Genomic DNA, 26,710 nt, shown 5'->3' with positions numbered 1-26,710 from the left:
GAGGGAGTGATGCTACGAAAATATGTTAGCCTGTTTCTACTCTACACTCTTATAGCAATGACGATCAGTGGAATCGTTCTCTACATCATGCCCCATGGAAGGGTTGCTTACTGGACTGGCTGGAGATTCTTAGGACTGGACAAGGATCAGTGGGATAGTCTTCATACGATCTTTGGGTTCCTGATGATTTTCTTTGGTATCTGGCACGTCATTCTAAACTGGAATAGCATTGTTAACTACCTGAAAGGAAAAGTTGGAACCCTCACCTCAAGGGAGTTTTTCATAACAACCATTATTACTCTTATTGTTGTTGTCGGAACTATTGCCAACGTTCCTCCTTTCAGAACGGTTATGGATGTTGGGGATAGGATAAAGAATAGTTGGCCCAAACCAAAAACCATGCCACCAGCACCCCATGCTGAGCTATTCCCTCTTAAGAAAGTTGCTAAAGTAGTTGGATTGTCCCCCCAAAAGGCAATTGATGTTCTTAAGTCAAAAGGAATAAAGGTTGAGTCTCCAGATGAGATCCTCAAAGAAATTGCAGCAAAGAATAACACTACTCCAGCAAGGATCTACGAAATTCTTTCAGTAGCATCAAAGAAAGCAAAGGAACTCCGCTTCCAGCCCGGCTCAGGAATGGGAAGATTGACTTTGAGAGAGGTTTGTCAGGAGCTCCAGATTTCTCCTCAGGAGTGTCTTGAAATATTGAAAAAGCATGGAATTGTTGCAGACCTTAACCAGCAGTTGAGAGATATAGCCTTCAAAAACGGCAAGTATCCCTATCAAATACTTGAAATTCTTCAAGGGGGTAAATAATGGGAAAACTTGAAAGGTTAGCAATCAACGATGAAGGGTTCATATTTGATCCAGAAACGGGAAATAGTTATACAGTAAACAAAACAGGGATCTTCATAATCCAACTCCTCAAGGAAGGGAAAAACGAAGAAGAGATAGTAAAAGCGCTCACAGAAGAGTTTGAAATTGGTGAAGATGAAGCAAAAAGGGATCTGGTGGACTTTTTAGAACAGCTCAGGCTTTACGGATTGGTGGAGGCACAAAATGTATAGGGTTGCAGTTTCTGGAATAAACGCAGTCGATAATCCCGGTCCCGGAGTTGGAATTGCAAAGGGATTAAAAGAGAGTGGTCTTGAGGTTTCTATCTTTGGACTTGCCTATGATGCTATGGAGCCCGGGATATACATGAAGTGGCTTATAGATAAGAGTTTTATCATGCCCTATCCTTCTGAGGGGGAAGAGCCTTTTATCGAAAGGCTTCTCTACATAAAGACAACCTATGGTCTTGATGCTGTAATTCCAGCCCTTGATGCCGAGCTTCCCCTTTTTATTAAAGGTGCTTCACTTCTTGAAAGCTACGGAATTAAAACATTTCTTCCCACAGAGGAACAGTTTAAGCTGAGGGGAAAGGACAGATTACCTGAGATTGCAGAAAGAATAGAGGTAAAAGTCCCCGAAACGAGGATTGTTACCTCGTACGAAGAATTGACTAAAGCAGTAGAAGAGATTGGTTTTCCCGTTATGATAAAGGGAATTTTTTACAAAGCTTACAAGGCTTTTAACATTGCCCAGGCTACGTCTTACTTCAACTCGATAGTTGCTGAGTGGGGCTATCCAATAATTGTCCAGCAGGTTGTCACCGGTGAGGAGATGAACGTTGTAGGAGTAGGAGATGGAGAAGGAAGCCACTTTGGCCTTGTAGGAATAAAGAAGCTCTGGATTACAAGCCTTGGAAAAATCTGGACGGGAGTTACTGTTAGAAATGAGAGGCTTCTTTCTGCCACTGAAAGGTTTGTTTCAGAATTTAAATGGAGAGGGGCATTTGAATTTGAGTGTATAGTTAACGATAGAGACATTTACCTCATAGAAGTGAATCCAAGGTTCCCTGCATGGGTCTACTTTGCAACTGGCGTTGGAGTAAACCTTCCGGGAAGGCTTCTGAAGGTAGCACTTGGAATTGAACCTGAAAGGAATTGGGACTATGAAGCTGGAAAGCTCTATATAAGGTTTACAGACGATTTTGTAACGGACATGTCTGAATTTCAAAAGGTTGTGACAAGAGGCGAAGGGTGATGCTGGATGGTTAGAAGATTAGGAGATTGATTAATGGAGGTTAAGACAATGAAAAAAACATACGAAAAGCCTGTAATCTTTAAATTGAGAACGGGATTGATGAATAAGTTTGGAAAATTTGCGCCAGCCTACAGAAAGAAAGTGAGAAAGGAGATTGAAGGAGTACCTATTGAAGAACTCGTTGAGAGGTTTGGCTCTCCCCTCTTTGTCTTTTCTGAGAGAAAACTCCGTCAGAAGTTCAGGGAGATCAAGAATGCATTTACTCTAAGGTATCCAAACGTTGAATTTAGCTGGTCCTATAAAACAAACTACCTTGACGCAATCTGTGCAATTCTTCACAGCGAAGGAGAAACTGCAGAGGTTGTTTCAGAGTTCGAGTATGAGAAAGCAAGGAAACTAGGGGTTGAGGGAAATCAGATAATCTACAACGGTCCCTACAAGCCAATTGAGTCTCTGAGAGTTGCTGCTGCTGAAGGAGCAAGGATAAACATTGACCACTTTGAGGAGATAGCAGACCTTGAACAAGTTGCTGACGAGCTTGGGGTAAAGGTTAAGGCTGGGATAAGGCTCAATATGGATACAGGAATTCATCCTCAATGGACCAGATTTGGCTTTAATCTTGAAAACGGTCAGGCATGGGATGCTGTAAAGAGAATCGCCTCAGGTGGAAAAATTGAACTTAACGGTCTTCACTGCCACATAGGAACGTTTATTTTGGAACCGAGAGCTTATGAGAACGAAGCCAGAAAAATGGTTGAATTTGCTTACAAAATTGAAGATGAGTTTGGCTTTAAGATTGAATACATTGACATTGGAGGAGGTTTCCCTTCAAAAAACAGGCTAAAGGGAATATATCTTCCACCGGATGTTGCGGTCCCCTCAATTGATGAGTTTGCAGAAAGAGTTTGTAATGCTCTTCTTTCCAGTTTAAGACCTGGAGACTATCCAAAACTCATAATTGAAAGTGGACGGGCTATAGTTGACGAAGCTGGCTATTTGATCACAACCGTTCATGCTGCTAAGAGAATGCCAGATGGGAGGAAAGCTTATGTCCTTGATGCTGGAGTAAACATCCTCTTTACAGCCTTCTGGTACCACTTCAACATAGAGATAGACAGAGACGTTCAGGGACCAACAGAGCCGTGCATTCTCTATGGTCCTCTGTGTATGAACATAGATGTGGTTGATGATTTAGCCTACCTTCCACCTCTTCCAAGGGGAACAAGACTGATCCTTTCACCAGTTGGAGCTTACAACGTTACACAGTGGATGCAGTTCATTCGCTACAGACCTGCTGTAGTTTTGATTGGAGAAAACAGAGAGATTGACCTCATTCGTGAGGCTGAAGACCTGTCAGACATTGTTAGAAGAGAAAAACTTCCGGAGAGGCTGAAGTTGCAATGAGTGTCAAAAGGTATGCTCTTCCAATTTTAAAGAGTTACTCTGCAGTTCTGTTTAACTCAAATTTTGTGGGAGGAGCTATTCTCCTCCTGCTCACCTTTATAAATCCAAATCTTGGAATTGGTGGCTTTACGGCGGTAGTTTCAGCCTACATTTTTGCAAGGCTTATCGGTTTTAAAGATGAGTTCTTAAGGCTTGACTACTATATTTACAATCCACTTCTTGTAGGACTTTCTCTTGGTTATCTATTTAAGGTTAACCTCTTGAGCCTTTTCTTCTTTTCAATAGCCGGAATTCTTACCTTCCTGCTTACCTACACTCTCTCGAGTCTATTCTCTTACTACCTAAAACTCCCTGTTCTTAGCGTTCCTTTCGTCATAGTAAGTTCTCTTCTTTACTTAGCTTCTTTGAAATTTTCTAACCTTTTTGTAGGTAGTCTCTATCCACACTATCCACACTTTCAAAGTCTAATTTCTGTAAACCTACCTTTAGTGCTTGATGGTTACTTTAAATCGTTGGGTGCTATTTTCTTTATGCCTACTGCATTTGAAGGAATTGTCATTTTCCTTCTTCTACTTTCAGTTTCAAGGATTCTCGCTCTTCTTTCAGTAATGGGTTATCTATCTGGAGTTATAACTAAAGCTCTTTTCTCTGGGTCTCTCTATCAGGCTTTTACCGACACTGCTGCTTTTAACTACATTCTAACATCAATGGCGATAGGTGGAGTTTTTCTCATTCCCTCTTTGAGAAGTTATAAGTTTGCCATCATTTCAGCAGTTCTTTCAGTTCCTGTTGTTGAGGGAGCAAAAGTCTTCTGGGAAAGCTATGGACTTCCAGTTTTTGCACTTCCATTCAATGCAACAACACATCTTCTTCTCTATGTTCTCCTTTCGGTAAGTTACTTTTACGTTACAAAGATTTATAAGGGGACGCCTGAAAGGACTCTTGACTACTATCTGACGGTTTCTAAAAGGTTTCCCTTCACTGGAAGAGAGATAAATCTTCCTTTCTCCGGGAAATGGACAGTCTGGCAGTCCCTTGATGGAGAATGGACCCATAAGGGAGCATGGAAATATGCAGTTGACTTTGTGATAACAGACGAAAAAGGGAAAACCCACAAGAACAATGGTTACTATCTCACAGACTACTATGCCTTTGGGAAACCGGTTCTTTCTCCCGTTGAGGGTCAGGTTGTGGCAGTAGTTAACTCTCTTCCAGATAATCCCCCTGGCCTGGCAGATAGAGAAAATAACTGGGGGAATTACGTTCTCATCTATGATAAGAGAGGCTTTTACGTACTTCTGTGCCACTTTAAGCAGAATTCAATAAAGGTAAAAGCTGGAGATTATGTTGTTAAGGGAACTCTTTTAGGACTTTGCGGAAACTCTGGTTATTCTCCTCAACCTCACATCCATGTTCACGTTCAGCTTCTTCCAAATATTGGAGCTCCCACAGTTCCTTTTAGTTTCTCCTCTTACATTTCCAGGAATCTATTCAAGGACGTTGGAACCCCGAGAGAGAAAGAGATAGTTGAACCTGTTTTTCCTGATAAAAGCCTTTACAACAGGCTAAACCTTCTTATAGATCAGAGTATGGAATTTGTAGTGAGAGAAGGAGAAAAAGTAAAAGAGCTAAAAACTGTTGTAAAGATGGCATCAGATGGAACTTTCTACCTGACGGATGGAAGTGCAAAGCTGTACTTTGGGATAAAGAATTCCACTTTCTACTTCTATCACTTGGAAGGAGATCTAAACTCTCCTCTGAAGTACATTTTCTTTGCAGCTCCAAAGATTCCTCTTATTTGCAGGGAAAATATTTTCTGGGAAGACTATCTACCATTGATAACAGTTTCTTCTAAGTTGAAAAGGGAAATTTACCTCTTTTTATCCTCTTTTAATCATGATCTCTTCGAGGTAAAAGTAAAAAGCATGTGTACCTCTCAGGAAATAATTAAATCTGATATAGTTTTGCCTTCAAAAAAGTTAAGAGCTTGGGTAAAGATTTCAAACGATTTTGGATTTGAGAAAATATTCTTAGGAGAAAAGATAATTATTGAAAGGAGGAGGAATCATGAAAAAACTGCTTCTGGTGTGTAGTGTCTTTGCTCTTGGTACCTTAGGAGCTGAGGCTCAAGATTTAAAAGTCACCGGTTATGAAGCTCTCTACGGAAGCTACATCAACTATAGCGGTTCAGATGTTAAGGACTACGGTTATTCAACAACAGGTTACCTTAGCATTGGTGATGGGATTGAAAACAACGTACAGCTCGGAGTGGGCTACACATACATAAAGTACAAGAATAAGTCTAACCTCAATCAGACCGATTTTACAGCAGTCTATTCCAACACAAATGGAATCGTGAAAAACCACACGTTTACCTTTGGTGGTCACTACATAAATAGTGATGACGACTTAACAGATGGTGGTTATACCCTCTTTTTTGATGGAACTTATTTCCAGACAGAAAAGCACTATCCTTATGCTCTTAAGTGGAATGCAGGTATTGGTGTTTACTATTCAGACTATGACAATACTATAGACTTTTACGTTCTCCAGTTAAATCCCCACACTACAGTTAAGCTTTTCTCAGACTCTCAAAACGGTGCCCTCTACTGCGATGTTACGGGTTACTACATCCACGTTGATGAAGCAGATAAGATCGGAATCGGAAACGATAACTATTACTCCTTAGATGCAGCTCTCAGATACTACTACGGTAACTATGATGTCAAAGTTGGTGGATGGGCAGGGCAACAGATTTTTGCAGTTAAAAACGGAGGTTTTGTAGTCTATAACCTGGCGGAGAAGTACAAAGGGGGTGTTTACGGAGAAGTCGGTTATACTTTCAACAACGGTTTAAGAGTAGCCTTAGATGTTAGCGTAAACAAGTACAGCGAAGAAGGGGATGACGTTACTCAAACTGTTGGAACAATATCCATCGGTTATAGATTTTAGTTTTAATGGGGCTTCTGCCCCATTTAGGAGGGAATATGAAGCATATCGTATTTTTAATTCTATTAGCATTTTCTTTTACCTCTTTTGCCCATTCTATGACTTACAAGGAAATAAAGGAAGCTTACGAAAAATCCTACCTTTATGAAAAGAGTAGAGATTACGAAGATGCTATAAAGGCCTTAATGCCTGTTTATCAAAACTACCCTGATGGCTATACAGTTAATCTGAGATTGGGCTGGCTTTATTATCTGATGCAAAAGTATGCAAATTCAGAATACCACTATGAGAAAGCTCTTAAAGCTATACCTTCATCTGTTGAAGCAATGCTGGGGTTATCTCTTCCTTTTATGGCACAGAATAGATGGAGTGATGTTGAACCGCTGATGTATCGAGTATTAAAGATTGACTACTATAATTACTATGGTAATCTGAGACTTTGCATCGCTTTGAGAAACCTGAAGAAATTTTCCATTTCAGAAGCTGTGGCAAGAAAGATGCTCTCGATCTACCCAACGGATGTTAACTTTCTGAATGAACTTGCAATTTCGCTTTATTATCAGGACAAAAAATCCTATGCCAAATCGTTGTTTGAAGATGTTCTCATTCTCGATCCAGAAAATACAGTTGCCAAAAATTATCTAAAATTAATTGAAAGTACAAAATGACCTGTAGATTCGATGTTGTTTTGACTGACTACTGAATTAAGGATTTTCTAAACTCAACAAGCAAATCTGGAAGATCTGTTGCCATTGCGTCAGCTTTTCTTGAAAGAACTTCCTTAGCTGTTTTTTCGTCGTTTATCACCCAGGATACAACCTTTAAACCCAGTTTGTGGGCAAAGGCTATGGCTTTTTCTGTACCCAGTTTCCACTGAGGAAGAACTATTTGGCTTCTTAGCTTCTTTGCTTCAACAATCTTTCCGTGCGGTCTCACATAGATGAGTCCGGTAACAGCGTCGGGAAGGAACGATTTAATTTTAACCAAGGCTTCTTCATAAAAACTGACAAAGGCTATCCAGTAGTAATTCCCGAAATTTTTAACTGTTTCTGCTATCTTTTCAGAAATTTCAGGTTCTTTTATTTCGATGAAGAGACCTACTCTTCCATTTGTGAGTTCTATAACTTCTTCAAGCGTTGGGACCTCCTCAGTTCCCCCAACCCTCACCTCTTTTTTTATCTCCTCAAGTGTCATTTCTGATGGAGATTTCTTTATCCCTGCAACCCTTTTAAAGTCCTTATCGTGAAGAACAATTGGCTTTCCATCCTTTGTTCTTCTTACATCACACTCTACAACATCGGCTCCAGCTTCTATAGCAAACTGAAAAGCCCGTAGAGTATTTTCGGGCAGCCTGCCCGCTGCCCCTCTGTGACCAACAATAGAAAAGGGCTTTATCGAAAGCTTTTCAAGGATTTCCACAATTAATTACCGCTATTTAGTCTCTTCAATGCTTTGAGTCCTATATCCTTTCTGTAGTGCATTCCGTCGAAGTGAATCTTTTCTATGGCTTTATAGACGTTTTCTCTTGCTTTAACAATATCTTTGCCAAGTGCTGTAACGTTAAGAACTCTTCCACCGTTTGTTACAAGTTTTCCATCTTTTATTGCCGTTCCAGCGTGGAAGACAACAACGTTATCGATTTTCTCAGCTTCTTCTATGCCGGTTATGACTTTACCTTTTTCATACTTTCCGGGATATCCTTTTGATGCAAGAACAACACAGATTGCTGTTTCAGGTATCCACTCAAGGCTATCAATTAACTTTCCTTCAATAACGCTCTGGCAGACGTCCACAAGATCTGTTTTAAGCCTTCTCAGGATAATCTGAGCTTCTGGATCTCCAAATCTCACATTAAACTCGAGAACCTTTGGACCTTCTTCCGTTATCATAAGACCAGCATAAAGAATTCCTTTGAAAGGATGACCTTCCTCTCTCATTCCTCTAAGTATCGGTTTTATAACCTTTTCTTGAACCTCTTTCTCCATCTCTTCCGAAAGAACCGGTGCTGGTGAATAGGCTCCCATTCCTCCTGTATTTGGACCCTTATCTCCGTCAAACACTGCTTTGTGATCCTGAGCAGTTGCAAGGGGGATAAAGTTTTCTCCGTCTGTCACAACCAGATAGGAAGCTTCCTCTCCAACTAAACAGTCTTCTACAACCACCCTGTTTCCAGCATCTCCAAAAACTTTCTCTATCATTATCTTGTCAATGGCTTCAAGTGCCTCTTCAACGTTCTGCGCAACAACGACTCCCTTTCCAGCTGCAAGACCATCGGCTTTTACGACTATTGGAGCCCCCTTCTCTTTTATGTACTCTTTTGCTTTTTCTGGATTGTCAAAAACTTCAAAATCTGCAGTTGGAACTCCATACTTTTTCATCATCTCTTTTGAGAAGGCCTTGCTACCCTCGAGCTTTGCTGCCTCTTTTGAAGGTCCAAAGATTTTGAGACCTCTACTTTCAAATTCATCAACTATTCCGACGACAAGGGGAGCTTCCGGTCCCACAACCGTAAGATCAATCCCTTCTTTTTCTGCAAAGTCGACAAGTCCTTTTATGTCAGTAGGAGATATATTAACGCACTCACCAATTTGGGCTATTCCTGGGTTGCCAGGAGCACCGTAGACCTTTTCAACTTTTGGACTCTGTGCAAGTTTCCATACGAGGGCGTGTTCTCTTCCACCTGAACCTATAACAAGGACTTTCATCTTTCATCTCCTACTCTATGTATTGCTGGGAAATTATAACAGTATTGCCAACTTTTTTCATGACGATTCTGTATTTTTTCCTGATTCTGTTGTAGTTCTCTCTCTTTTCAAGAATTCTCCTGACGTAATTCTGAGTTTCCTTGTACGGGGGGACTGAGCCGTATCTATCAACAGCTCCTGAACCTGCATTGTAGGCTGCAAGAGCAAGTTTCCAGTCTTTGTACTTTTCGTACAACATTCTGAGGTATCTTGCTCCGGCTTCAAGATTTTCATCTACATCAAAAACATTCTTTACACCAAGCATTCTGGCTGTATCTGGCATGAGCTGGCAAAGCCCTTTGGCTCCTTTGGAAGAAACAGCCTTTGGATTGAAGTTGGACTCAGCTTTAACAAGTTTTAGGAAGAGATTTTCAGGAATTCCATACTTTCTGGCGTAGTAGCGAGCTCTCTCTTTTATATAGTTAACTTCTTTTACTTTTGGCTTCTTAAATCTTTTTTCTCCCTCCCCAACAATATAGACAATTCCATTCTTCTCATAGACCTTTATCCATCCAAATGCTGGCAGAGAAAAGAGGTTAATCAAGGAGATACATAACGTAAAAACTTTCCACTTCTCCATTTATTACTCGCGATAAGTTGTTTAACAACTCTTCTGTTCGTTCACCGAAAAGTTTTTGAATAAAAGTTTTCCTTGGTTTTGCTTCAAAAATCCTCGCATCAGGGGATTTTGAAAGTTCCCTTGCAACTTCAATTGCTCTATCAAAGTTACCCAGTTCATCAACAAGGCCGAGCTCCTTTGCCTGTCTTCCTGTAAAGATCCTTCCATCTGCAAATTTCTTAACCTTTTCAACGGAAAGTTTTCTGCCTTCTGCAACTGCTTCAACAAATTGGTTGTACGAATCATCTATAAGAGTCTGAAGAATCTGAAGAGTTTTTTTGTCCGGTTCTCTAAAAGGATTCAGCAGATCCTTAAACTTCCCGCTTTTTACAGTTATTACTTTTATTCCTATCTTGTCAGCGAGCTGTTTGACGTTGTAGGATTGAAGTATAACTCCTATGCTGCCAGTTATCGTTCCAGGGTTTGCAACAATCTTTGTTGCAGGAACCGATATGTACAGTCCTCCAGAAGCTGCAATAGATCCCATTGAAACAACCACAGGCTTCTTTTGTGAAATCTCTTTAATCTTATCGTGAATTTCCTGACAGGCACCTACAACTCCTCCAGGAGAATCAACCCTTAAAACTATTGCCTTAACATCTTCGTCCCCTTCCAATTTATCCAGAAGCTTCAGGTAGGTATCAGAACTTTTTATAACTCCCTCGACCTTTACAAGTCCTATTTTATCCCCGGGGACTGAAACCTCAGGCAAGAAGATACCTTTTAAAATAGAAATAACTATCAGGAAGAAAAAGACCACCCCCAATGCTGTAAAGAAAGTTTTGAGTTTTTTCATCTCTTACTCCTATCTGTTTTAAAGTGCATCTTTACAAATTTATGACGAAATTCTGAAGGTATTAGTTGAAGGATCTTCTGGTTATCCAGGTTCCCTTCTGGGAGTTCAACTCCCAACTCCTTTCTCAACTTATCCATAGCTTTTAGCCTTTCCGCTTTTGCAACGATTGAAGCAGCAGCTACCACAGGATCCCTTTCTGCTTTGGGAACAATTTCGAACTGGGTTTCTTTAAATCTTTCTTCAAGAATTTCTTCAAGCTTAGAACTAAACTTATCGACAATTACTTTTTCTGGATGATACTTTTCTATCAACTTCTCCAGTATTTCAACGTAAACGGCTTCTAAAAGCCTGTTGAGATTTTTGTACTTCTCATACAGTCTGTTGTACTGAGATGGCATAATAACCTTTACCTGTCCACGGCAATGTTTCTTTATTTCTTCTGTCATTTTCAGGATTCTCGCTTTTGAGAGGTTTTTTGAATCTTTTACTCCTAACTCTACAAGTTTTTTTAAGCACTTTTCATCAGCGTACACGCAGGCAACCACTAAAGGTCCTATAAACTCCCCTTTCCCAGCTTCATCACAACCTATTCTGAGAGTTTTACCTATGTTTTGCAAATAGAACTTCACCACTTCTTCTTTGAAAAATGATGGATCCTTACCTCCAAAGGTTATGCTGCCCGTTTTATAAATGGTCAGAATCCCTTTGTCCTTTTTCAATTTGTAAAGGGCATATGCAGGAGGTGCTTCTTCTTTTGCTCCTTTTCCTTTCAATTTCTTTACCAGAAGTTCAATCTGTTCTCTACTTAACATTTAATTCAAACCCCACACCAAATTCTGGTCCATAATAGCTGTTGTACTTTGTCTCAAAATAGGATCTATTTGTCAGGAAGTACTGGATACTTCCTCCGTATTCTGGTCTTTGTCCGGTTGTCTCATATCCTATTATTCTAATCCTTCCTGAAAGTCTCTTCACAAGCGTTATCTTTGCAACAGTTTCACCGTATTTCGTGATGTATGGCTCTATTGAAAAGTTTTCGAGTCTCAAGACTTCCCTGAACTGCTTTTCTATCGGCTTGAATAGGTACGCTGTTGCATAGTATGCAACCTGAACAGCTGGAAAGAGTTCCGAACTCTCCTCCACCTGCTCTGGAGATGCTCCAGTCATTATAAGGTTCAAAATCTGCTCCCTGGTTAGAGGAGGATCAGAAGAGAGGTAGAGCTTAGGAGACTTGAAAGGACCTTTTATGTGCATGTAGATGTAGTATCCTGAAATGTAAGAACTTGCCAGTATGTCAATAGTTCCTCTTTGTTCAATGATATTATCAATGACTCCTGTACCGTAGAGGATTTTAAATTTTTTACCCATATAGTCTATTTCTCCATCTACAACGTAGAAGCTGCCAGAGATAACCAATTTTTCATTTATAGACTGAAGCTTCAATTTGGGCAGGATTCTCAAGGAGAAGAGAGATCCCTTTATTGTGACAGTATCGGTGAAGTAAAGGTCAAGAGAAAGATCAACAGGAATTTTACCCAGTTCCTGTTTTTCTTCTTTTTCTTTCTTTTCGTTAAAGAAAAGTCTTGTTTTTGCAAGATTTAGTTTTCCGGTTAATCTGTTTTCTTTGAAGATAGCATTTCCTGAGATAATGCTCTTCCACGATCCAGACTGACCCACAGGAATCTCTGAAATTGAAATAACGATCTCCTTTTCGTTGCCATTAACGACAACATTGCCATCTCCTGCATTTATTTCAGCAAAGAGAGAAGTTAATTTTCCGTTCTCGAACTTTCCTTTTAAATTGATAACAGAAATTTTCTCCAGAATGTAATTAACACGTGCATCGATTCCAGTGGAAGAGAACGTTAATGAATAACTTAATTCCTTTCCATAATCAAAAGAACCAGAAATTTCTGTATTGCCTCTCACATACCTTACTTCCTTTTTAAAATCAGTAAGATAGATAAGTCCTTTTACTCCAGCCAGTGCAAGGAAGTTACCCTTTAAGCTGTTCTCTTTAACTTTTAGACCATTGAATTCAATCCAGCCATCTATATAGGAAAATCTACAACCAGAAATCTCTGGTTTACCCCTATTTAGTTTAATGTAGAGACCGGAAACTGAATAGAGTTTGTAGAATCTATCCGGCTTAACGTCAAAAGCAGGAATGGTTATATCTCCGGAGAGACTTTTAAGGTCAAGATTTACAAAAGCCATCTTTATGTGAACCGTTCCGTCCGGAAACTTGAGATTAGCGTGCCTGAGGACTCCTACCAGATTTATCCTATCACCAAAGAGGAGTATTCTTACTGTATTGCCACCCCTCCTTAGAGCTATGTTACCTATATTCTTTGGTTCTTCTATGGTTCCAGATATTTTGAAATCCAGTGGTTTTTCAAGGTAGGAATAGTTAATGGTAAGGTTACCACCAACTTTGACCATCAAGGACTCAAAATTTCCATCTATATTGAGATTCAATTTAAGTTTTGACGTGATTTCGCCTTTCTCAAAAGTGCCATCTACTTTTACGTTTCCGCTAATTTCCCTTTCATTGAGATCAACGTTAAAGCTTCCAGAGATATCACTCTTCTTTAACATTTCAGAAGAAAGACCGGTAAACAACAAGAGAAGTTTTTTATCTTTCAGAATTAGCTTGAATCCTCCATCTTTTAGAGATAATTCCCCTACTTTTAGGGTCTTTCCACTTCCTGAAAGCTCAAAGTTCAGTTTGTCATAACTGTTGTAAATTATAGATCCTGCAACGTCTTTAACAGTTCCAGATATTCTATCTATGGAAAATTCTCCGTTATAAGAGGATACATTTACAGAGACAGATAGATCTTTTAGCTTTTTTATATCTGAAGAGTAAATTAAAAAGTTTCCTGTTATGTCTCCCGTAAGGGTAGTTGGAATTTCAACCTTAAGGCTTTTCAGTATCTTTTCTACTGACGCCACATCTATTGATTCTACTTTTCCATCAAGGAGGAATTCCATAGGTTTTCTTAGGTGCAGACGAAGACTATTAAGTACGACATTCTCTTTCTTCGTTTTACCGGTTATTGAAAGATAGAAGTTTTGAAGATCTACATTTCCTCTGACACTTCCTAAGTTTACACCTCTAAATGAAAGGTTTTCCGAACTATAAACGAATGCCCCTTCAGGATTTTTAAGCTTTCCCCACAGTTTTCCTCCTCCAATTACTCTTCCTTCAAGTCCTATCTTCTTAAGGAAGTCTAAGGAAGAAACTTCAAGATTTTCTCCTGAAAAAGAGGCGTTTATAGTGAACTGCTTCAGATCAATAATTCCTTTGGAGATTAGTCTTTCTTTATCTGAAGAGAGAAGAAGAGAGTAAGAAACGTTTTTTGGAGTTCCTTTCAGTGTTAGAGCTCCAGAGGATGAAAATCCTCTGAAGAAAAATTTGCCAACTGTAAAGCTGCCAGAATAAGAAACAAGTTTAAGGTCTTCAAGTTTGAATTTTCCATCACCTGATATAGTGACTGAAGGAATCCATCTACCGTATTTTTTCCTCTTTAAGGAAACAGGTTTCAAGTTATCGATGTTGAACTTCTTGAGTTTAAAACTGCCCTTTCCTTCCTTTTCGTTAAGGTTCAAGAATAGATCTATTGAATCAGACCTTGCCACAAGGTTTAGCTTACGCTTTTGGAAATCTCCAGAGAGGGAAAGGTTTTTAAGAGAGATAATTGAGGATTCCAGTTCTTTTCCGTTAAGATTCCACTTCAGAAGAGGTTCCTTGTAACTTCCTTCAACACTGAAGGTTCCTGAAATTGCCCTAACCAAAACAATATCCTTCTTAAACTCTTTCCCCTGTACTTTTCCTTCAATAGAAAAGTCCTGAAGATTAAACCTTCCAGAAAAATCTGCTTTTATGTCCTGATAGATCACTTTTCCCTTGGAAACCTTCAGTTCTTTTCCCAGTTCCCCTCTGAGTGAGTAATCAATCTTTCCGATTTTTTCAATTCCAGTCGTTCCTTTCGATTCCAGATTTCTGTTTGACTTCTTTAGATTAAATAAAACCTGAAATCCTTTTCCCTTAAAGGAACCATCAAAAGTTGCAAAGGAAAGGTCCTTTCTCAGCCTTCCCCTTCCTGATAATTCATAGGAGCCAAAAGAAAACTCCAGACCGGAAAATAGAAGTTCGTTGTTTACCACTCTTCCTTTTAATGGTTTAAGGTGAATTTCTGTGCCTTTAATAGTTCCATCTAAACCGCCTATCTGAAACTTCTCCTTCCCGATATAGATGGAGTCTCCATCTAATTTAACTTCAGGAGTAGAGTATTTGAATCTTCCGATAGAAACGGTTTCTGCATAGAAGGGTAGCTTTAGAGTAAGCTCAGGCAGATACTTTTTTTTCTTTATCAAATACTGGTTAACTTCTATTTCTTTGGCCTTTATCAGTGAAAAGTCAGGTTTAAAATCCTTTATTGATTTCCAGACTTTAAGAGAAATTTCTACTCCGGATGTTTTTATTTGTAACTCGGGTTTCTTGAAGAGAAACTCCCCAGCCTTGAAAATTAGATTTCCATCTCTATAAGATAGAGATATGTCTTTATATTGGATTTTCGTTACTTTTTTCTGTTCTAAGTAAAAAGAAATGAGATCTTTTCCTACTAAGAAGGAGAAGTAGAGAAAAGCAACTATGAAAATGAGTTTCAGGAATTTATGAATTCTTCCGTGTTTTGCGGATTTTAGAAAGGCTTTCCAGAATTCCCGGTCAGTCCTCACAGCTCATCTCCAGAGTTTCCCACTGCCTGCACCTTGGGCATATCCAGTCGAAAGTGTTGGTTTCGTAACCACAGTTTTCGCATTTAAAATTTTTTTTCTTCTGCTTCAGAATAAAAAGGAAATTTCCAATCTCATCAACAACCTGCTTTCTCTTTCCTGCTTCCCACAGACTTTTAAGGTAGAGTTCCTTAATCTCTGGATCAGAAGGAAATTTCTTGTTGAGCTCCGTAAGTAGATTGAGTAATTCCTCACGTTCTCCAGATTCGATAAGTTTATTGGCAAGCAGTTTTCCAAGCTTAGGAGATAATCCTATTTCCTTTATTATCTTTTTAAGCTTCTCTATTGAAAGTCCTTCAAACTCTTCTATAACCTTCAAAAACGGCACTTGATGCTTTGGAGAGAGCTTCATGCCCTGAAGAGCTCTTCTATATCCCCGTTCTATCTCCCCGACAGAGTAGTATAGTTTTGAAAGAACGTAGTAGAAGAGAGGAATAGGTATTTTTACTTCAAGTTTCCTAAGAATTCTGAAGGCTTTGTCTGTTCTTCCTTTTTCAATGTAGCTATCAGCAAGGTAAAGTCTGGTATGAATAAGCTCATCTTCAAACTCTTTTTTAAGTTCAACAGCTTTCTCAAGGAGCTCTACTGCTTCTTCTAACTTCCCCGAGATCTTCTTTATCCGAGCCAGTTCGTAGTAAAAGAAACTCTCCGATGGGAATAGAGAAATTCCCTCTTTTAAAGCTTCCTCAGCTCTATCTATGAAACCAGCAGATTTGTAGACAAGTGCAAGGTTAAGATAAACGAGCTTTCTCTCACTTTCAGAAAGGTTCTCTTTCTTAAGTTTCTCAAGAATCTTTAAGCTCTTGTAGAACTCTCCTTTTTCTTTCAACAGGATAGCAAGTGTCACATACGCGTTAACCGGATTTTCCACATCAATCTCAGGGACCTGCTCAATCAGATCCTGTCTATTTATTGAAAGCTTTTTGAGATAACCTGTAACGGAAGGTTTCTCTCTCTTATTAAAAATTCTAATCAAGTGATCTATCATCTCTATTCCCAGAACTTTTTGAGAATATCATAAGTCTCTTCAAGGGATTGGGGAATTACTTTTGCTCCTCCAACAACAGGCATGAAATTGGTATCTCCCAGCCATCTTGGAACAACGTGGTAATGGATATGAGTATCAACGCTTCCTCCTGAAACCTTTCCTAGATTCAGACCGATATTGAAACCATCTGGATTGTAAGCTCTCTTTATTGCCCTTATAGAACGTTTCAGGAGTTCATCAATTTCTGCCATTTCCTCTGGAAGAAGAGAAAGGAAATCTCCAGTGTGTCTCACAGGACAGACCATAAGGTGTGCAGTGTTGTAAGGAAATCTGTTGAAAATCACTATCGCTTTTTTTCCTCTATAAAGAAGCAGATTCTCTCTATCCTTTGCTGGATCATCCTCTATAGCATTACAGATAAAGCAACCTCTCTTCTCTCCCTTAGTAACTTTACTCACGTAGGAAAGCCTCCACGGTGCCCAAATGACTTCCAATTGAACCCCCTGAGCTCAAAGTTTAATATCATCCAAGATTTTACCAGACTTTATGTTAATCCTAAGGTTCACAGTGCAGCAAAAAAATTTGGCGTCATACTTGTGAAGTAATTCAAGGATCTTCTAACCATTTTCCCCCAATGTGGTTTTCATAGATAAGTTGGACTCTGGATATAGTAAAAATTTAGATATAAATTGTTCAATCCTTTACTAAATTTCCAGGGTAAGGGAGAGAGAATGTTTGGAGTCCTTTCTGTTCTTATCCTTCTTTCTCCATTTGCTGTTTTAGTGACAACCTTAGCAGTGGGAGGAAATCCAAAGCTCTTTTTTGAAATCTCTTCAATTCTCTTTGTTATTGTTGGAACATTTGCGGCTGGTTTAGCTTCCCTTCCTCTTGACGTAATCGAAAGAATCGTTACTCCTGTTTTAAGAGCAATTGTTAGTAGAAGGATAGATATGTTGGAATTCATTAACTTCTTAAATGAACTCAGTATAGCTTTTGGAAAGGAAGGATTATTTGGGCTTGAGAGAGTTGTTAATTCAAGAGAAGTACCTTATCCAGGAATAAAAAGGGCTGTTCAACTCGCAATGGAAATATCAGATGTTAAGCAAATAAAAGAAATCTTTGAAATTGAAAAGAAGACATACCTTGAAGACATAGATAACGCCATAAGCTTTATGGAGATTCTTGGAACTTATGCTCCAGCTTTTGGACTTCTTGGGACAGTAATAGGACTGGTATATATGCTTGCAAATCTCAAAGACCCATCAACAATAGGACAAGGACTTGCTTTGGCTTTGTTAACCACTTTTTATGGATTGATAATTTCGAACATGATATTTACTCCTATAGCTTCAAGGCTTCGATATTTGAGATCCAAAGAGGAAGTTCTCCTCAACCTTACAGAAAAAGCTATCATCTTCATCCTGGAAGGACTTTCTCCGAGAGTTATTAAAGACTCCCTTATGGAATCTCTGATAGGCAAAAACAATGACATTACCGTAAAGAAGACCGAGAAGAAACCGGACATAGAAGGATGATAGATATTCAGATATTTTTATTTCAAGCTTGAGCTTTTCCTTTTTGTAGATGTATGCTGGGAATCAAGGAGTCTCTCCTGTACTTCTGCTGGGAAGAGTTGAACTTCATGTTGTTATAGTGGTTCCATTTTCTATTTCCTGAGCTTCTGCTTACACAAGATATCGTACATATATCGTAGATTCTATTACAATAGCTGAAAACATTGTCAAACATAAGTTTTTTTACTTTAAGCTATCATATCTGGAACTATAACAAATGAGGGTGTTTAAAAATTGCCAAGACAAATAAAAAAGCCTATCCTTTCTCTCTATGAGACCGAAAAAACTAAACCCCAAGAAAATACTCAAAATAGTCAAAGCATACCTCCAGAGAAATTGAAGACTTTGAAAAAGCTATCTTTGGAGAAGAAAGTATTCCAGACCATTCAACGTACTACTATGTCTAAAACAACTTCCTTTCCTACTCCTTGAAGACCTGATTGACTACCTGTTCTAGAGGTGTATAAAGGGAAAAGAGAAAAACATCTCTTACTTCATCATTGACGGAACAGGCTTTAAGTATGAGGAGCTTTACCCTCTCAAAATACTGAGAGGAACAGAGATAGAGAAGATAAGGAATCACGTGAAAGTGGTAGCTCTCTCCGTTCATTTCAAAAGTGGTAAAAGAGTTGTTGTCGGTGCAGTAGTTGGTAAAGGGTATTCAAATGAGCCCAAGCTTGAAGTACAGGTTCTTCAATGGATAAGCCTTGAGGAAGCTTTCAGAAGAATAGTAGAAGGTAAAACTCTTTTAGCTGATAAGGGTTATGACAGTGAAGATTTTATCTGCCAGGTTCTTTCTGCTGGTTTTAAACCTTATGTGAAGATTAGGAATCAGGGAATTGTCAGGAGTGAGTTTAGGAAGGTTGCTCAGCAACTTGTTGATTCTGATGGTCTTTACAAACAGAGAGGCAGGATTGAGGCTCTGTTTGGAGAGGAGAAGCAGGCTCTTTGCATTTATGAGAGAACTAAGAGTTTTCATATTGCTATGTTGTTTGTTCTTGCAAAGTTTGTTCTGTTTAATCTATGTGCTGTGTTTATTGTAGTGATTTTTCAAACACTCTCATCTCTTTCTGGCAAATTTCTTTCAAAGTTTCTACCATCAACTCAGAATCTTCCTGAAGACAAACTTCTCTATCTCAGTTGTTGCAAGAATGAAAACAACATGCTCTGGGGGTTCTTCAAGTGTTTTGAGAAGAGCATTAAAAGCTTCTTTGATAAGCATATGGAATTCATCAATGATATAGACCTTTTTCTTCCCTTAATAGTTAACAGACTCTCGGAGCTCCCTTATTTGGTCAATTTCCTTGTTTGTTGTAGCATCAATTTCTATAACATCGAGGAAAGAGCTTTTTGAGATTGCAAGACAGTTTGGATACTGGTTGCAAGGGGTTCTCCATCCAGTGGATTTTCACAGTTAAGAGCTTTAGCAACGATCCTCGCAGTTGTGGTTTTATCTACACATCTAGGACCAGCGAAGATGTAGGCTTGAGCAAACCTTCCAGTCCTGATTGCGTTCTTGAAGGTCTCGGTTATGAACTCCTGTCGGTAACTTCAGAAAACTTCTTTGGTCTGTATTTCCTCGGTATAGCAACGTAAGCCATCTTACTCCCTTTCATTTGGTCTTTGCAGTGTAAACACCATCCCATTCTTCAGGTGGATTCTGGAGGAGCTCTCTACACCTTTCAGCCATTACTTTTGCAGGATTAAATTCGATCTTCGAAAATAGTTTAAGTGCCTCTTTAAACTGCACTTCTCTGTAAAGTGAAAGAGCCTTTTCATACACTTCTTTAATCTCTTCCGTTTTATCTCCTTTTTCAAGGAGAGTGAATATCCTCACGGGCTTCTTCTTGCCTTTAACTCTTACCATATCAACTTCGATGATGAGGAATGGAAAATCTTTATCCTTAACTGGTAAAGCTGTAAACTCCGATGTAAGCACTCCTGTTTCACCCATCATGTAAAGTTTATTAAGACCTTCAAGCCTTGATGCAAGGTTAACTGTATCGCCTATGGCAGTGTATTCAAACCTCTTTTCAGAACCCATATTTCCAACAACGGCTTCTCCGGTATTTATTCCTATTCCTATTTTTATCTCTGGGAAGTCCTCTTGTTTCAGGATTTTGTTAACTTCGTTTAGCTTCTTAATCATCTCGAAACCGGTTATGAGTGCTTTCTCCCTATGGTCTTCTATCTCCATAGGAGCATTCCAGATAGCCATTATGGCATCACCAATATATTTGTCAAGCATTCCCCTATTCTTCAGGACAATATCGGTCATTGGTGTCAGATAAGTATTCAGAAGCTTTACGAGTCTATCCGGAGAAAGCTTCTCCGAAAGGGAAGTGAAACCTCTTATATCAGAGAAAAGAACTGTTATCTCCCTTTTTTCCCCTCCAAGCTTCAACTTTTCTGGATTTTCAACTATCTCTTCCAATACTTCAGGCGAAACATAGGTGCTGAAAACCCCTTTGTAAAACTTTGCCTGTTTGTGTTTTAAAAAGGAGTCGTAAGCTTCAAACCCAACTGAAAGGAGAAGGAGGTCTATGTAAATAAATAGGTCATAGATAACTGTGTTCATGTAGAGATAAAAGAAGCAAGCTATAACAAATACAAGAGCAAAAAGAAAGAAATAGAGTGGAATTCTTATACCCGGTTGAAGAAGAAAGTAGAAGAGGGAAAGTAAGAGTGAAGAAAAGAAAAGGAACAGAATTGTGAGGGGTATCGAGTCAACAAGGAGTTCTCCCTGAAGTGCATTTGAGACAAAGGTAACGTGGAGATAAGGACCTGGAACAAGCCCAATAGGTGTAGCTCTAATATCTGTAACCCCTGCTTCGGAAATTCCAACAATGACGACTTTGCCACTTATTCTATCCATAGGGACTTTTCCCTCATAGAGATCAACAAAGGAAAATGAGTTTTTCTGGTAGTCTCTAAGTGGATAGAAGTTGAGTATGACCGTTCCATCATCTCTCATCGGGATGGTGTAATTCCCGACTTGCAGGGAATTTCCTTTAAAAACCACATCTCTTCCAGTGTAAGCCCTTAAAACCTGAACTCCTACAGAAGGATAGACGTTTCCTCCAAAGACAAATCCAAGAGGATACCTTCTGAAGTTTCCGTCGGGATCGGATATTGCGTTAAAAGTTCCAGAGAGGAGACAACTTTCCGTTATTTCAGGAATGTTCACCTCAACGTAGTCAACGTTGGGAAACGGAACAACTTCCGGAACTCTAAAAAGCGCAGAATCTGAAAGAATGTCGATCAGTTCCTCAGGTGGATTTTCCGTAGCCTTCTTCCTGATGAAAAAACCGCAGACAACAATTTCCATTCCTTCTATCGTTTTTGCAAGGTAGGCATCATCTTTCTCATTCGTTTTTTCAGAGAACACCATATCAAGTGCTACTACCTTAGCACTCTTTAATTTCTCAAGCCCCTTTGCAAATATTTCCCTGTTCCATGGCCATCTTCCAAACCTATTTATGCTCTTTTCATCAACAAGAATAAGAATAACATCATCGGAAAGTTTTTCACTATGGATGGAGTAATTAAAGTCAGAGACTCTGAGGGAAAGAGAGTAAAAAGGTTCAACTCTCTTAAGAAGAAAGACGGAAAGTAGAATACCCATTAAAACAGTAATAGAACAGGCAAGGAGCAACTTTTTCACTTTGGAGTATCCGTTGAAGGTATTGCAACATTTAGTTTCACTATTCCGTTTTCAAGTTTCACGTTAGCTATCGCTTCTGTAATAACTTCTTCAGTTACTTCTTCCTGAGTTATTTCCTGGGTTGTTTCCTGAGTTACTATCTCTGTATAATCTTCTGTAGAGGAGGTATCAACTGTAACTGTTTCTTCAGGAATAGATACTTCTTCAGTTGGGATAACTTCTTCAGCCGGCATTGGAGCAGTTACCACTGGAGATGAAATCTCCTGGGCTGGTGGCGGAACTTCTGTTATGGGTTGTTCCTGGGGTGAAGGAGCTGCTGCTGGGGATTGTTCTCTTGAGAGTTCAGTAGGTTTTTCCTTAGATGAAGCAGATGGAGTAGTTGCCTGGGCAGGAGATTCCTGGATAGGAGACTCTTTTTTTGCAGATTGTTTTTCCTCTGACTTCTTTTCAGGTTTTTTTTCTTGTTTTTCCTCCGATTTTGTTTCTTCCTTCTTAGGCTTTGCACCCTTAAATACTTTTTCGATAACGGTTTTGCTGACAATAACCGGTTTTGCAGGGGGTTTTCCCGGTTTTACAACTGTTGCCATATTCCTCTTTACCACTACTCGGTATTGGGGCAGTTCCGGATTCACAACTTCAACTGCTCCTTCTTTTACAACCACTACAGAAATTCCACTGTCAACTATTGTTGCGAGTTCTGTCCCCTTTACTCCAATCAATGCTGTTGGCGTTTTTATCCTATAAGCACCACGGGTGACTTTTACCACTCTATAGACAACTTTTCCTGAAGGAGAACTAACAGTTACTTCCTTTCCAGGTATGTATTTTTCAACAATAAGACGAGAGCTCTCTTCAAGGTGAACTCTCGTTTTGTCTATGAAGGAAATATCTGCAAAACTCTTTCTCTTTGTTCTTACAATATCTCCAACCTCTATTTTTCCTTTTACCCTTTTGTAATTAATACCCCTAAAACTTCCCTTTTTAAGTATAGAAACTCTCCCTTTCGCTTTCTCAATCTTTCCAACAGTCATAGATAGAGCAGGAAGGCTAAAAACTATACTTAACACCAAGCTCAACAAAATGCCTCTTATAATCCCACTCCATTCCTTCATCATGGGCGTAGTTTTTCTCATATCCACCCCTTAAATAGGCTTCTCCTCCTTTGACCTTCAATGAAAGCTTTCCTGAAACTCCCGGTCTTACTGATCTTGTTGAGTGCATGTATTTTGTAACCTTCACTTTAGGTGAAACTAAAAGATTTATTTTTTCTGAAATAGTTAGCTTTAAATTCTTACTCAATGTGATGTAGAACTTATCATTTGCATCTGAGTAGTTTCTATATAAAAGGAAGATATTAAAACCTCTAGAAGAGATAAGTCCTTCGGCTAACAGGTTATCTCTATCCTGGTTTATAAAGTTCCTTTCACATCCTAACAGGAAGGACAGGAAAATGGAAGAAAACCTTCTCCGGACTCCAGATTTTAAAGTTAGAGAGTAATTCCTGTTCATTGTATAGATATAAGAAGCGGATGGAAAAACTAAGTTGAATCCAGAGAGTTTTGTTTCTTTCTCGAAGTTCAAAACAACAATATCAAGATCGCTGTTATTCCTGTCTTCAAACCGTTTTCCAAGAACTGAAAATGAATAACTTCGGAATACGTTTGAGTTGATAATAGAGAAAGAAAATTTTTTATACCAGTCGTTTCTACTCCTCTTTTCGAGGGGAGTATCCTCCGGGACAAGATAGATGTTTGAATCATAACCATAGCTGAAGCTGGTCTTTGCAGATGTTCTCTTTTGAAAAATTCTATCTTTAACTTTTTCATCCTTAATTGTATTTATCAATTTTTTCAACTTTTCCAATTTCCCCATTTTTAAATAGCCGATGGCGACGTAATAGAGAACAGAATCGGGAAGCTTTTTGTCTGAACTTTCGTAAAAAGAAACAAGTTTTTCGTAATTACCTTCAGCATAGTATAGTTTTACAAGAACTGGAATAGCTTTTTTTTCTCCTTTTTTCAATGCAACTGTAAGTACCTCTTCTGCTTCTTTAACTTTTCCAATCTTTGAATAGGAAACTCCGATTGCATAAACAACCGACGGAGGAAGTGTTTCAATGTTGATGTTAGAGAAGAGATTTAGAAATTCTTCATAATCCTCATCGTAAAAGAGGTAAAGGAGTTTTTTCGGAAGGGTCTTAACAACGATTCCATTTAAACCAAATTTAGTCCTTAACTCCTCCCTTTCTTTCTCTGCCTTTTCCTTTTTTTGGAAGAGCCCTGCTCTGACGGTATAGTAGTTTTTAGACCTATAGAGAAACAGTTTAACATTGTAAGGCAGAGTGTTGAAGAAATTGTAAGCACTCTTGTATGTCTTAAAACTACCAAGTTGAACAGAAAATAACTCTTCTCCCTCCGAAGAGAGAGGGAGGAAGAGGAAGGCAAGGATCAGGGAAATCTGCTTAAGGAATTTCATCATACCTTAACCTGGAGTTGAAGTATCTGGAATGTTTGTATCAGTATTCAGAGTTCCATTACTTCCAGTTCCACTTGTCTGTGCCGGTTCAGCAATATCAAACCTCTTATAATAGACAGTTCCTCCATCACTTGTAGGACAAAGCTTATAGATATATATAATGGAGTTTGCAGTCGTTGTAACTACCTCTTCTCCATCGTTGTCTGTTGTGAGTGGTGCTGTTTCTTGAAGGAGTTCTAAGTTGGAACTACATTGAGAAAAATTACTCGTATCCCAGGTCAGATCAGCAGTTCCATCCGGATTTAGAGTAACCGTTTCCCCACTCTCTGCCTGCTGGAAAGAAAGAACCCCCTTTCTATAAGTTCCTCCTTTGTAGTTTGTTACGTAGACCGTGAAAATACCTTCAGTTTCTCCTTCATCTCCCATTCGATCGAGGAAGGATTTTATGGCTTCAGAAGCAACTATGTAGTTGTTGCTTGGATCATTGGTATAGCTGGAATATTCAGTGTAGGTATCTCCTATTCTCGAGAATAAGAAGAGTTTTGCAGATGAATCGATTGCAGTGGCATAATGAGCAGTAATATATCCTGATGTGTTATCTACGAATGATAATGTTTCTGACTGAGTATAGGTAGAAGGGTAGTCAAATGCTGCCTGAATTGGACTTCCCATGTGGAAGTATTTACGAATTTTATAGGTTCCATTTTCGTTTTTACACTCAATGGCTATGCTGTTAACAGAAGAAGCAGTACTGGGAAGTTTTACAAACAGTTTGTCTGGTGGAAGATCCTTAAAAATGTAGAGAGGTAGAAATGCATCAGGTTTGAATAGTTCTCTTATATCAAGTGGAGAATCGTCAGAAATGGACTTTCTGTTGAATGCGATGACGCAGCTCGTAAAATCACTGGCATCAGAACCTGTCAGTTCAAAAAGGTATCTTCCACTGGTGTCACTTGAACCCGCAATAGAAACATCTTTAAGTGTAACGGAATCTGTATCTGAAACATCTACAACATGGAAGTTTCCGCCACTGGCAAGAACCAGTACGTATTTTCCGTTCCATCCAGATACAATGGGTAAGGTAAAGATTGGTAGAAGATGTTTGCCCTTCTGGAGAAAGAGCTTTTACAAATGATAGTTTTTGATAATCCATCATTTCTTCAAAGTTCAAGCCGAAAGAGAACTTATCCTCCCACCCCGGTAGGTAATCATGATCAACGGGAGTTGGAATCTCCATATTAGAAAAAACTTCAACGTAGTACTGTCCAGCAGGAACAGTATAAGTTTCGTATGTTGGGCTAACAGTAATATTTCCTTCTGGCGTTGAAGGAATGTTTATTTTCACACCTACATCTTTTTCTATTCTATCCTGAGGGTAAGTAACTTCGTGAAAGTGCTCAACCACATAACTTAGGTTTGACGAAACCTGAAGTGTATCAGGAATGGGAGAAAGAGAAAAATAGTACGGGAGATAAACATCACTACCATTTACAGTTCCTGTTTTATAAAAGAGGTAAACATCTCCGCTTGGTTTTCCGGGCGCACTTACATTAAAACTTTTTGTTGCTTGATATTGACAGTTCTGAAGCTCCGACCATGTTCCTTCCGAATATGTAACCTCACACTCTTCCAGCTGGAATCCTGCATAAAAATCGAAATCTATCCCTGGAACTTTGAAGTAACCCTCTTCAGGAATCAGATTCCACGAAAAACCACTACCGAGGTTAAAAGGAGTTGGTGTGGAAGGGAAAACCGAAGGAATTCCTGAATCGTAGAAAAATGAATAAAAGTTGTAGAGGGTTTCAGGAATAGGATTATTTAAATAGGTATATACAATCTGCGAACTCCACCCATCGTAAGGTGTTCCATTGAGAGAGTTGAAAGATTCGTAGACAGCATAGCTTTTGATTGGAAGCTTTGCACCATTGGAGTATTCGGTGGACGGCGCATAATCGATATCCGCAAAGTACCTTCCGTTTACATCTATATCTGCAGTTTCCTCACTCATATCTCCAAAGAACTTTTTCTTATCCACTCCAGGATAGTAGTTATTCCCTCCAGACTTGTAAAAAGAGAGATTCATTACAACATTGAGTGTTGTTGTTTCATTTTCGCTCATGTCAAAAGAGGCATCACCATAGTAGAGAGGATATTCGATACCGCCGTTGTCGAACTTTGAGATTATAACTGTCATAAACCTCTTTTCGCCAACAGGAATATTGACTGTAAAAGAGTGTTCTCCAGGAGAAAGATTGTCAAAAACCTGAGGAGTTGTTGAAATGTCTAAACCGTTTACGAGAAATACAACTTTGTAAGTGCCATCTTCACTCCTTGTATTCTCTATTCCCTCCGGAAAAACGAGGTTAACCTTTACAGGAACTGTTCTTAACTGGGCTACCTGCTGCAGAACTTCATTACTTTCCATGGATAAATCTTCTCCACCTCCTCCCCCGCAGCCAAGGAGAAAGAATGGAAGGGCTAGTGCAAGTTTTTTTCTCATAATTCCCCCGTAATTACGGTTAGCCACTTATGATAAAATTTTATTATATTAAAGAATAAGCTGTAAATAGAATCTTTCATGTTTCCATCAAAATTAATGGGAAACTTGG

At 39.0% G+C, this 26,710-nt stretch carries 21 protein-coding genes and 2 pseudogenes; 9 read left to right on the top strand and 14 right to left on the bottom strand.

Annotated elements, in window-relative coordinates; genetic code table 11:
- Positions 1-9 precede the first annotated feature (9 nt).
- From ACYQ3A_RS08835 to ACYQ3A_RS08805, 7 genes are read left to right on the top strand one after another with little or no spacing between them, the layout of a single operon-like run.
- The gene (locus ACYQ3A_RS08835) at positions 10-816 is read left to right on the top strand and encodes a DUF4405 domain-containing protein (protein WP_459896942.1); all 807 of its coding nucleotides are present in this window, start codon (positions 10-12) and stop codon (positions 814-816) included.
- A complete protein-coding gene (locus tag ACYQ3A_RS08830) occupies positions 816-1,067 on the top strand; it encodes an HPr-rel-A system PqqD family peptide chaperone (RefSeq protein ID WP_459896940.1) in 252 nt (83 codons plus the stop codon). The genes ACYQ3A_RS08835 and ACYQ3A_RS08830 overlap by 1 nt, the downstream gene beginning before the upstream one ends.
- Positions 1,060-2,088, top strand: a complete 1,029-nt coding sequence (locus ACYQ3A_RS08825; RefSeq protein ID WP_459896939.1) for an ATP-grasp domain-containing protein — start codon at positions 1,060-1,062, stop codon at positions 2,086-2,088. Before ACYQ3A_RS08830 ends, ACYQ3A_RS08825 begins: the two co-directional genes overlap by 8 nt.
- A 48-nt stretch (positions 2,089-2,136) precedes the next feature.
- Positions 2,137-3,492 (top strand): alanine racemase, encoded by a 1,356-nt coding sequence (locus ACYQ3A_RS08820; RefSeq protein ID WP_459896938.1) that lies wholly within the window; start codon positions 2,137-2,139, stop codon positions 3,490-3,492.
- Positions 3,489-5,585 carry an urea transporter gene (locus ACYQ3A_RS08815; RefSeq protein ID WP_459896936.1) on the top strand — a complete coding sequence of 699 codons (2,097 nt, stop codon included), beginning with the start codon at positions 3,489-3,491 and terminating at the stop codon, positions 5,583-5,585. Before ACYQ3A_RS08820 ends, ACYQ3A_RS08815 begins: the two co-directional genes overlap by 4 nt.
- Positions 5,560-6,444, top strand: coding sequence for a hypothetical protein (locus ACYQ3A_RS08810; protein ID WP_459896935.1), 885 nt, complete (start codon positions 5,560-5,562; stop codon positions 6,442-6,444). The genes ACYQ3A_RS08815 and ACYQ3A_RS08810 overlap by 26 nt, the downstream gene beginning before the upstream one ends.
- A gap of 35 nt (positions 6,445-6,479) precedes the next feature.
- Entirely contained in the window at positions 6,480-7,109 is a 630-nt protein-coding gene (locus ACYQ3A_RS08805) for a tetratricopeptide repeat protein (protein ID WP_459896934.1), read from the top strand.
- A gap of 28 nt (positions 7,110-7,137) precedes the next feature.
- Here ACYQ3A_RS08805 and ACYQ3A_RS08800 read toward each other — a convergent pair whose 3' ends face one another.
- The 8 genes from ACYQ3A_RS08800 to ACYQ3A_RS08765 are packed head-to-tail and all read right to left on the bottom strand — an operon-like array spanning position 7,138 to position 16,882.
- On the bottom strand, positions 7,138-7,860 hold the full coding sequence (locus tag ACYQ3A_RS08800; RefSeq protein ID WP_459896933.1) for a glycerophosphodiester phosphodiesterase: 723 nt from the start codon (positions 7,858-7,860) through the stop codon (positions 7,138-7,140).
- A 2-nt stretch (positions 7,861-7,862) separates the two neighbouring features.
- Positions 7,863-9,146 carry a phosphoribosylamine--glycine ligase gene (gene purD, locus ACYQ3A_RS08795; RefSeq protein WP_459896932.1) on the bottom strand — a complete coding sequence of 428 codons (1,284 nt, stop codon included), beginning with the start codon at positions 9,144-9,146 and terminating at the stop codon, positions 7,863-7,865.
- A 10-nt stretch (positions 9,147-9,156) separates the two neighbouring features.
- On the bottom strand, positions 9,157-9,765 hold the full coding sequence (locus ACYQ3A_RS08790) for a lytic transglycosylase domain-containing protein (protein WP_459896930.1): 609 nt from the start codon (positions 9,763-9,765) through the stop codon (positions 9,157-9,159).
- Complete coding sequence (gene sppA / locus ACYQ3A_RS08785; protein WP_459896929.1) at positions 9,722-10,600, bottom strand: signal peptide peptidase SppA; 879 nt, start codon at positions 10,598-10,600, stop codon at positions 9,722-9,724. Before sppA ends, ACYQ3A_RS08790 begins: the two co-directional genes overlap by 44 nt.
- Positions 10,597-11,412 (bottom strand): ribonuclease HIII, encoded by an 816-nt coding sequence (gene rnhC / locus ACYQ3A_RS08780; protein WP_459896928.1) that lies wholly within the window; start codon positions 11,410-11,412, stop codon positions 10,597-10,599. The genes sppA and rnhC overlap by 4 nt, the downstream gene beginning before the upstream one ends.
- Positions 11,402-15,343, bottom strand: a complete 3,942-nt coding sequence (locus ACYQ3A_RS08775; protein ID WP_459896926.1) for a translocation/assembly module TamB domain-containing protein — start codon at positions 15,341-15,343, stop codon at positions 11,402-11,404. The genes rnhC and ACYQ3A_RS08775 overlap by 11 nt, the downstream gene beginning before the upstream one ends.
- Entirely contained in the window at positions 15,333-16,388 is a 1,056-nt protein-coding gene (locus ACYQ3A_RS08770; RefSeq protein ID WP_459896925.1) for a tetratricopeptide repeat protein, read from the bottom strand. The genes ACYQ3A_RS08775 and ACYQ3A_RS08770 overlap by 11 nt, the downstream gene beginning before the upstream one ends.
- Before the next feature lie 2 nt (positions 16,389-16,390).
- Positions 16,391-16,882: an HIT family protein gene (locus ACYQ3A_RS08765; protein ID WP_459896924.1), complete on the bottom strand. Its 492-nt coding sequence runs from the start codon at positions 16,880-16,882 to the stop codon at positions 16,391-16,393.
- 237 nt (positions 16,883-17,119) lie between these two features.
- Between ACYQ3A_RS08765 and ACYQ3A_RS08760 the strand changes: the two genes are divergently transcribed.
- Positions 17,120-17,923, top strand: a complete 804-nt coding sequence (locus ACYQ3A_RS08760; RefSeq protein ID WP_459896923.1) for a motility protein A — start codon at positions 17,120-17,122, stop codon at positions 17,921-17,923.
- Between the two features lie 502 nt (positions 17,924-18,425).
- Positions 18,426-18,926: pseudogene (locus ACYQ3A_RS08755) on the top strand (transposase); the annotation flags it as partial.
- A gap of 162 nt (positions 18,927-19,088) precedes the next feature.
- On the opposite strand, the pseudogene ACYQ3A_RS08750 reads toward ACYQ3A_RS08755, so the two are convergent.
- The 6 genes and pseudogenes from ACYQ3A_RS08750 to ACYQ3A_RS08725 form a co-directional block, all read right to left on the bottom strand.
- Positions 19,089-19,563: pseudogene (locus ACYQ3A_RS08750) on the bottom strand (AAA family ATPase); the annotation flags it as partial.
- A gap of 11 nt (positions 19,564-19,574) precedes the next feature.
- A complete protein-coding gene (locus tag ACYQ3A_RS08745; RefSeq protein WP_459896922.1) occupies positions 19,575-21,626 on the bottom strand; it encodes a CHASE2 domain-containing protein in 2,052 nt (683 codons plus the stop codon).
- Entirely contained in the window at positions 21,623-22,693 is a 1,071-nt protein-coding gene (locus ACYQ3A_RS08740; RefSeq protein WP_459897449.1) for a FecR family protein, read from the bottom strand. Before ACYQ3A_RS08740 ends, ACYQ3A_RS08745 begins: the two co-directional genes overlap by 4 nt.
- On the bottom strand, positions 22,674-24,101 hold the full coding sequence (locus tag ACYQ3A_RS08735; protein WP_459896921.1) for an SPOR domain-containing protein: 1,428 nt from the start codon (positions 24,099-24,101) through the stop codon (positions 22,674-22,676). The genes ACYQ3A_RS08740 and ACYQ3A_RS08735 overlap by 20 nt, the downstream gene beginning before the upstream one ends.
- 6 nt (positions 24,102-24,107) lie before the next feature.
- Positions 24,108-24,773 carry a hypothetical protein gene (locus tag ACYQ3A_RS08730; protein WP_459896920.1) on the bottom strand — a complete coding sequence of 222 codons (666 nt, stop codon included), beginning with the start codon at positions 24,771-24,773 and terminating at the stop codon, positions 24,108-24,110.
- 304 nt (positions 24,774-25,077) lie between these two features.
- Complete coding sequence (locus ACYQ3A_RS08725) at positions 25,078-26,601, bottom strand: hypothetical protein (protein ID WP_459896919.1); 1,524 nt, start codon at positions 26,599-26,601, stop codon at positions 25,078-25,080.
- Positions 26,602-26,710 lie beyond the last annotated feature (109 nt).

This window comes from Desulfurobacterium crinifex (genome assembly GCF_054656775.1).
The sequence above is the reverse complement of the archived record's forward strand: the minus strand, read 5'-3'. Positions and strand labels throughout refer to the sequence as shown.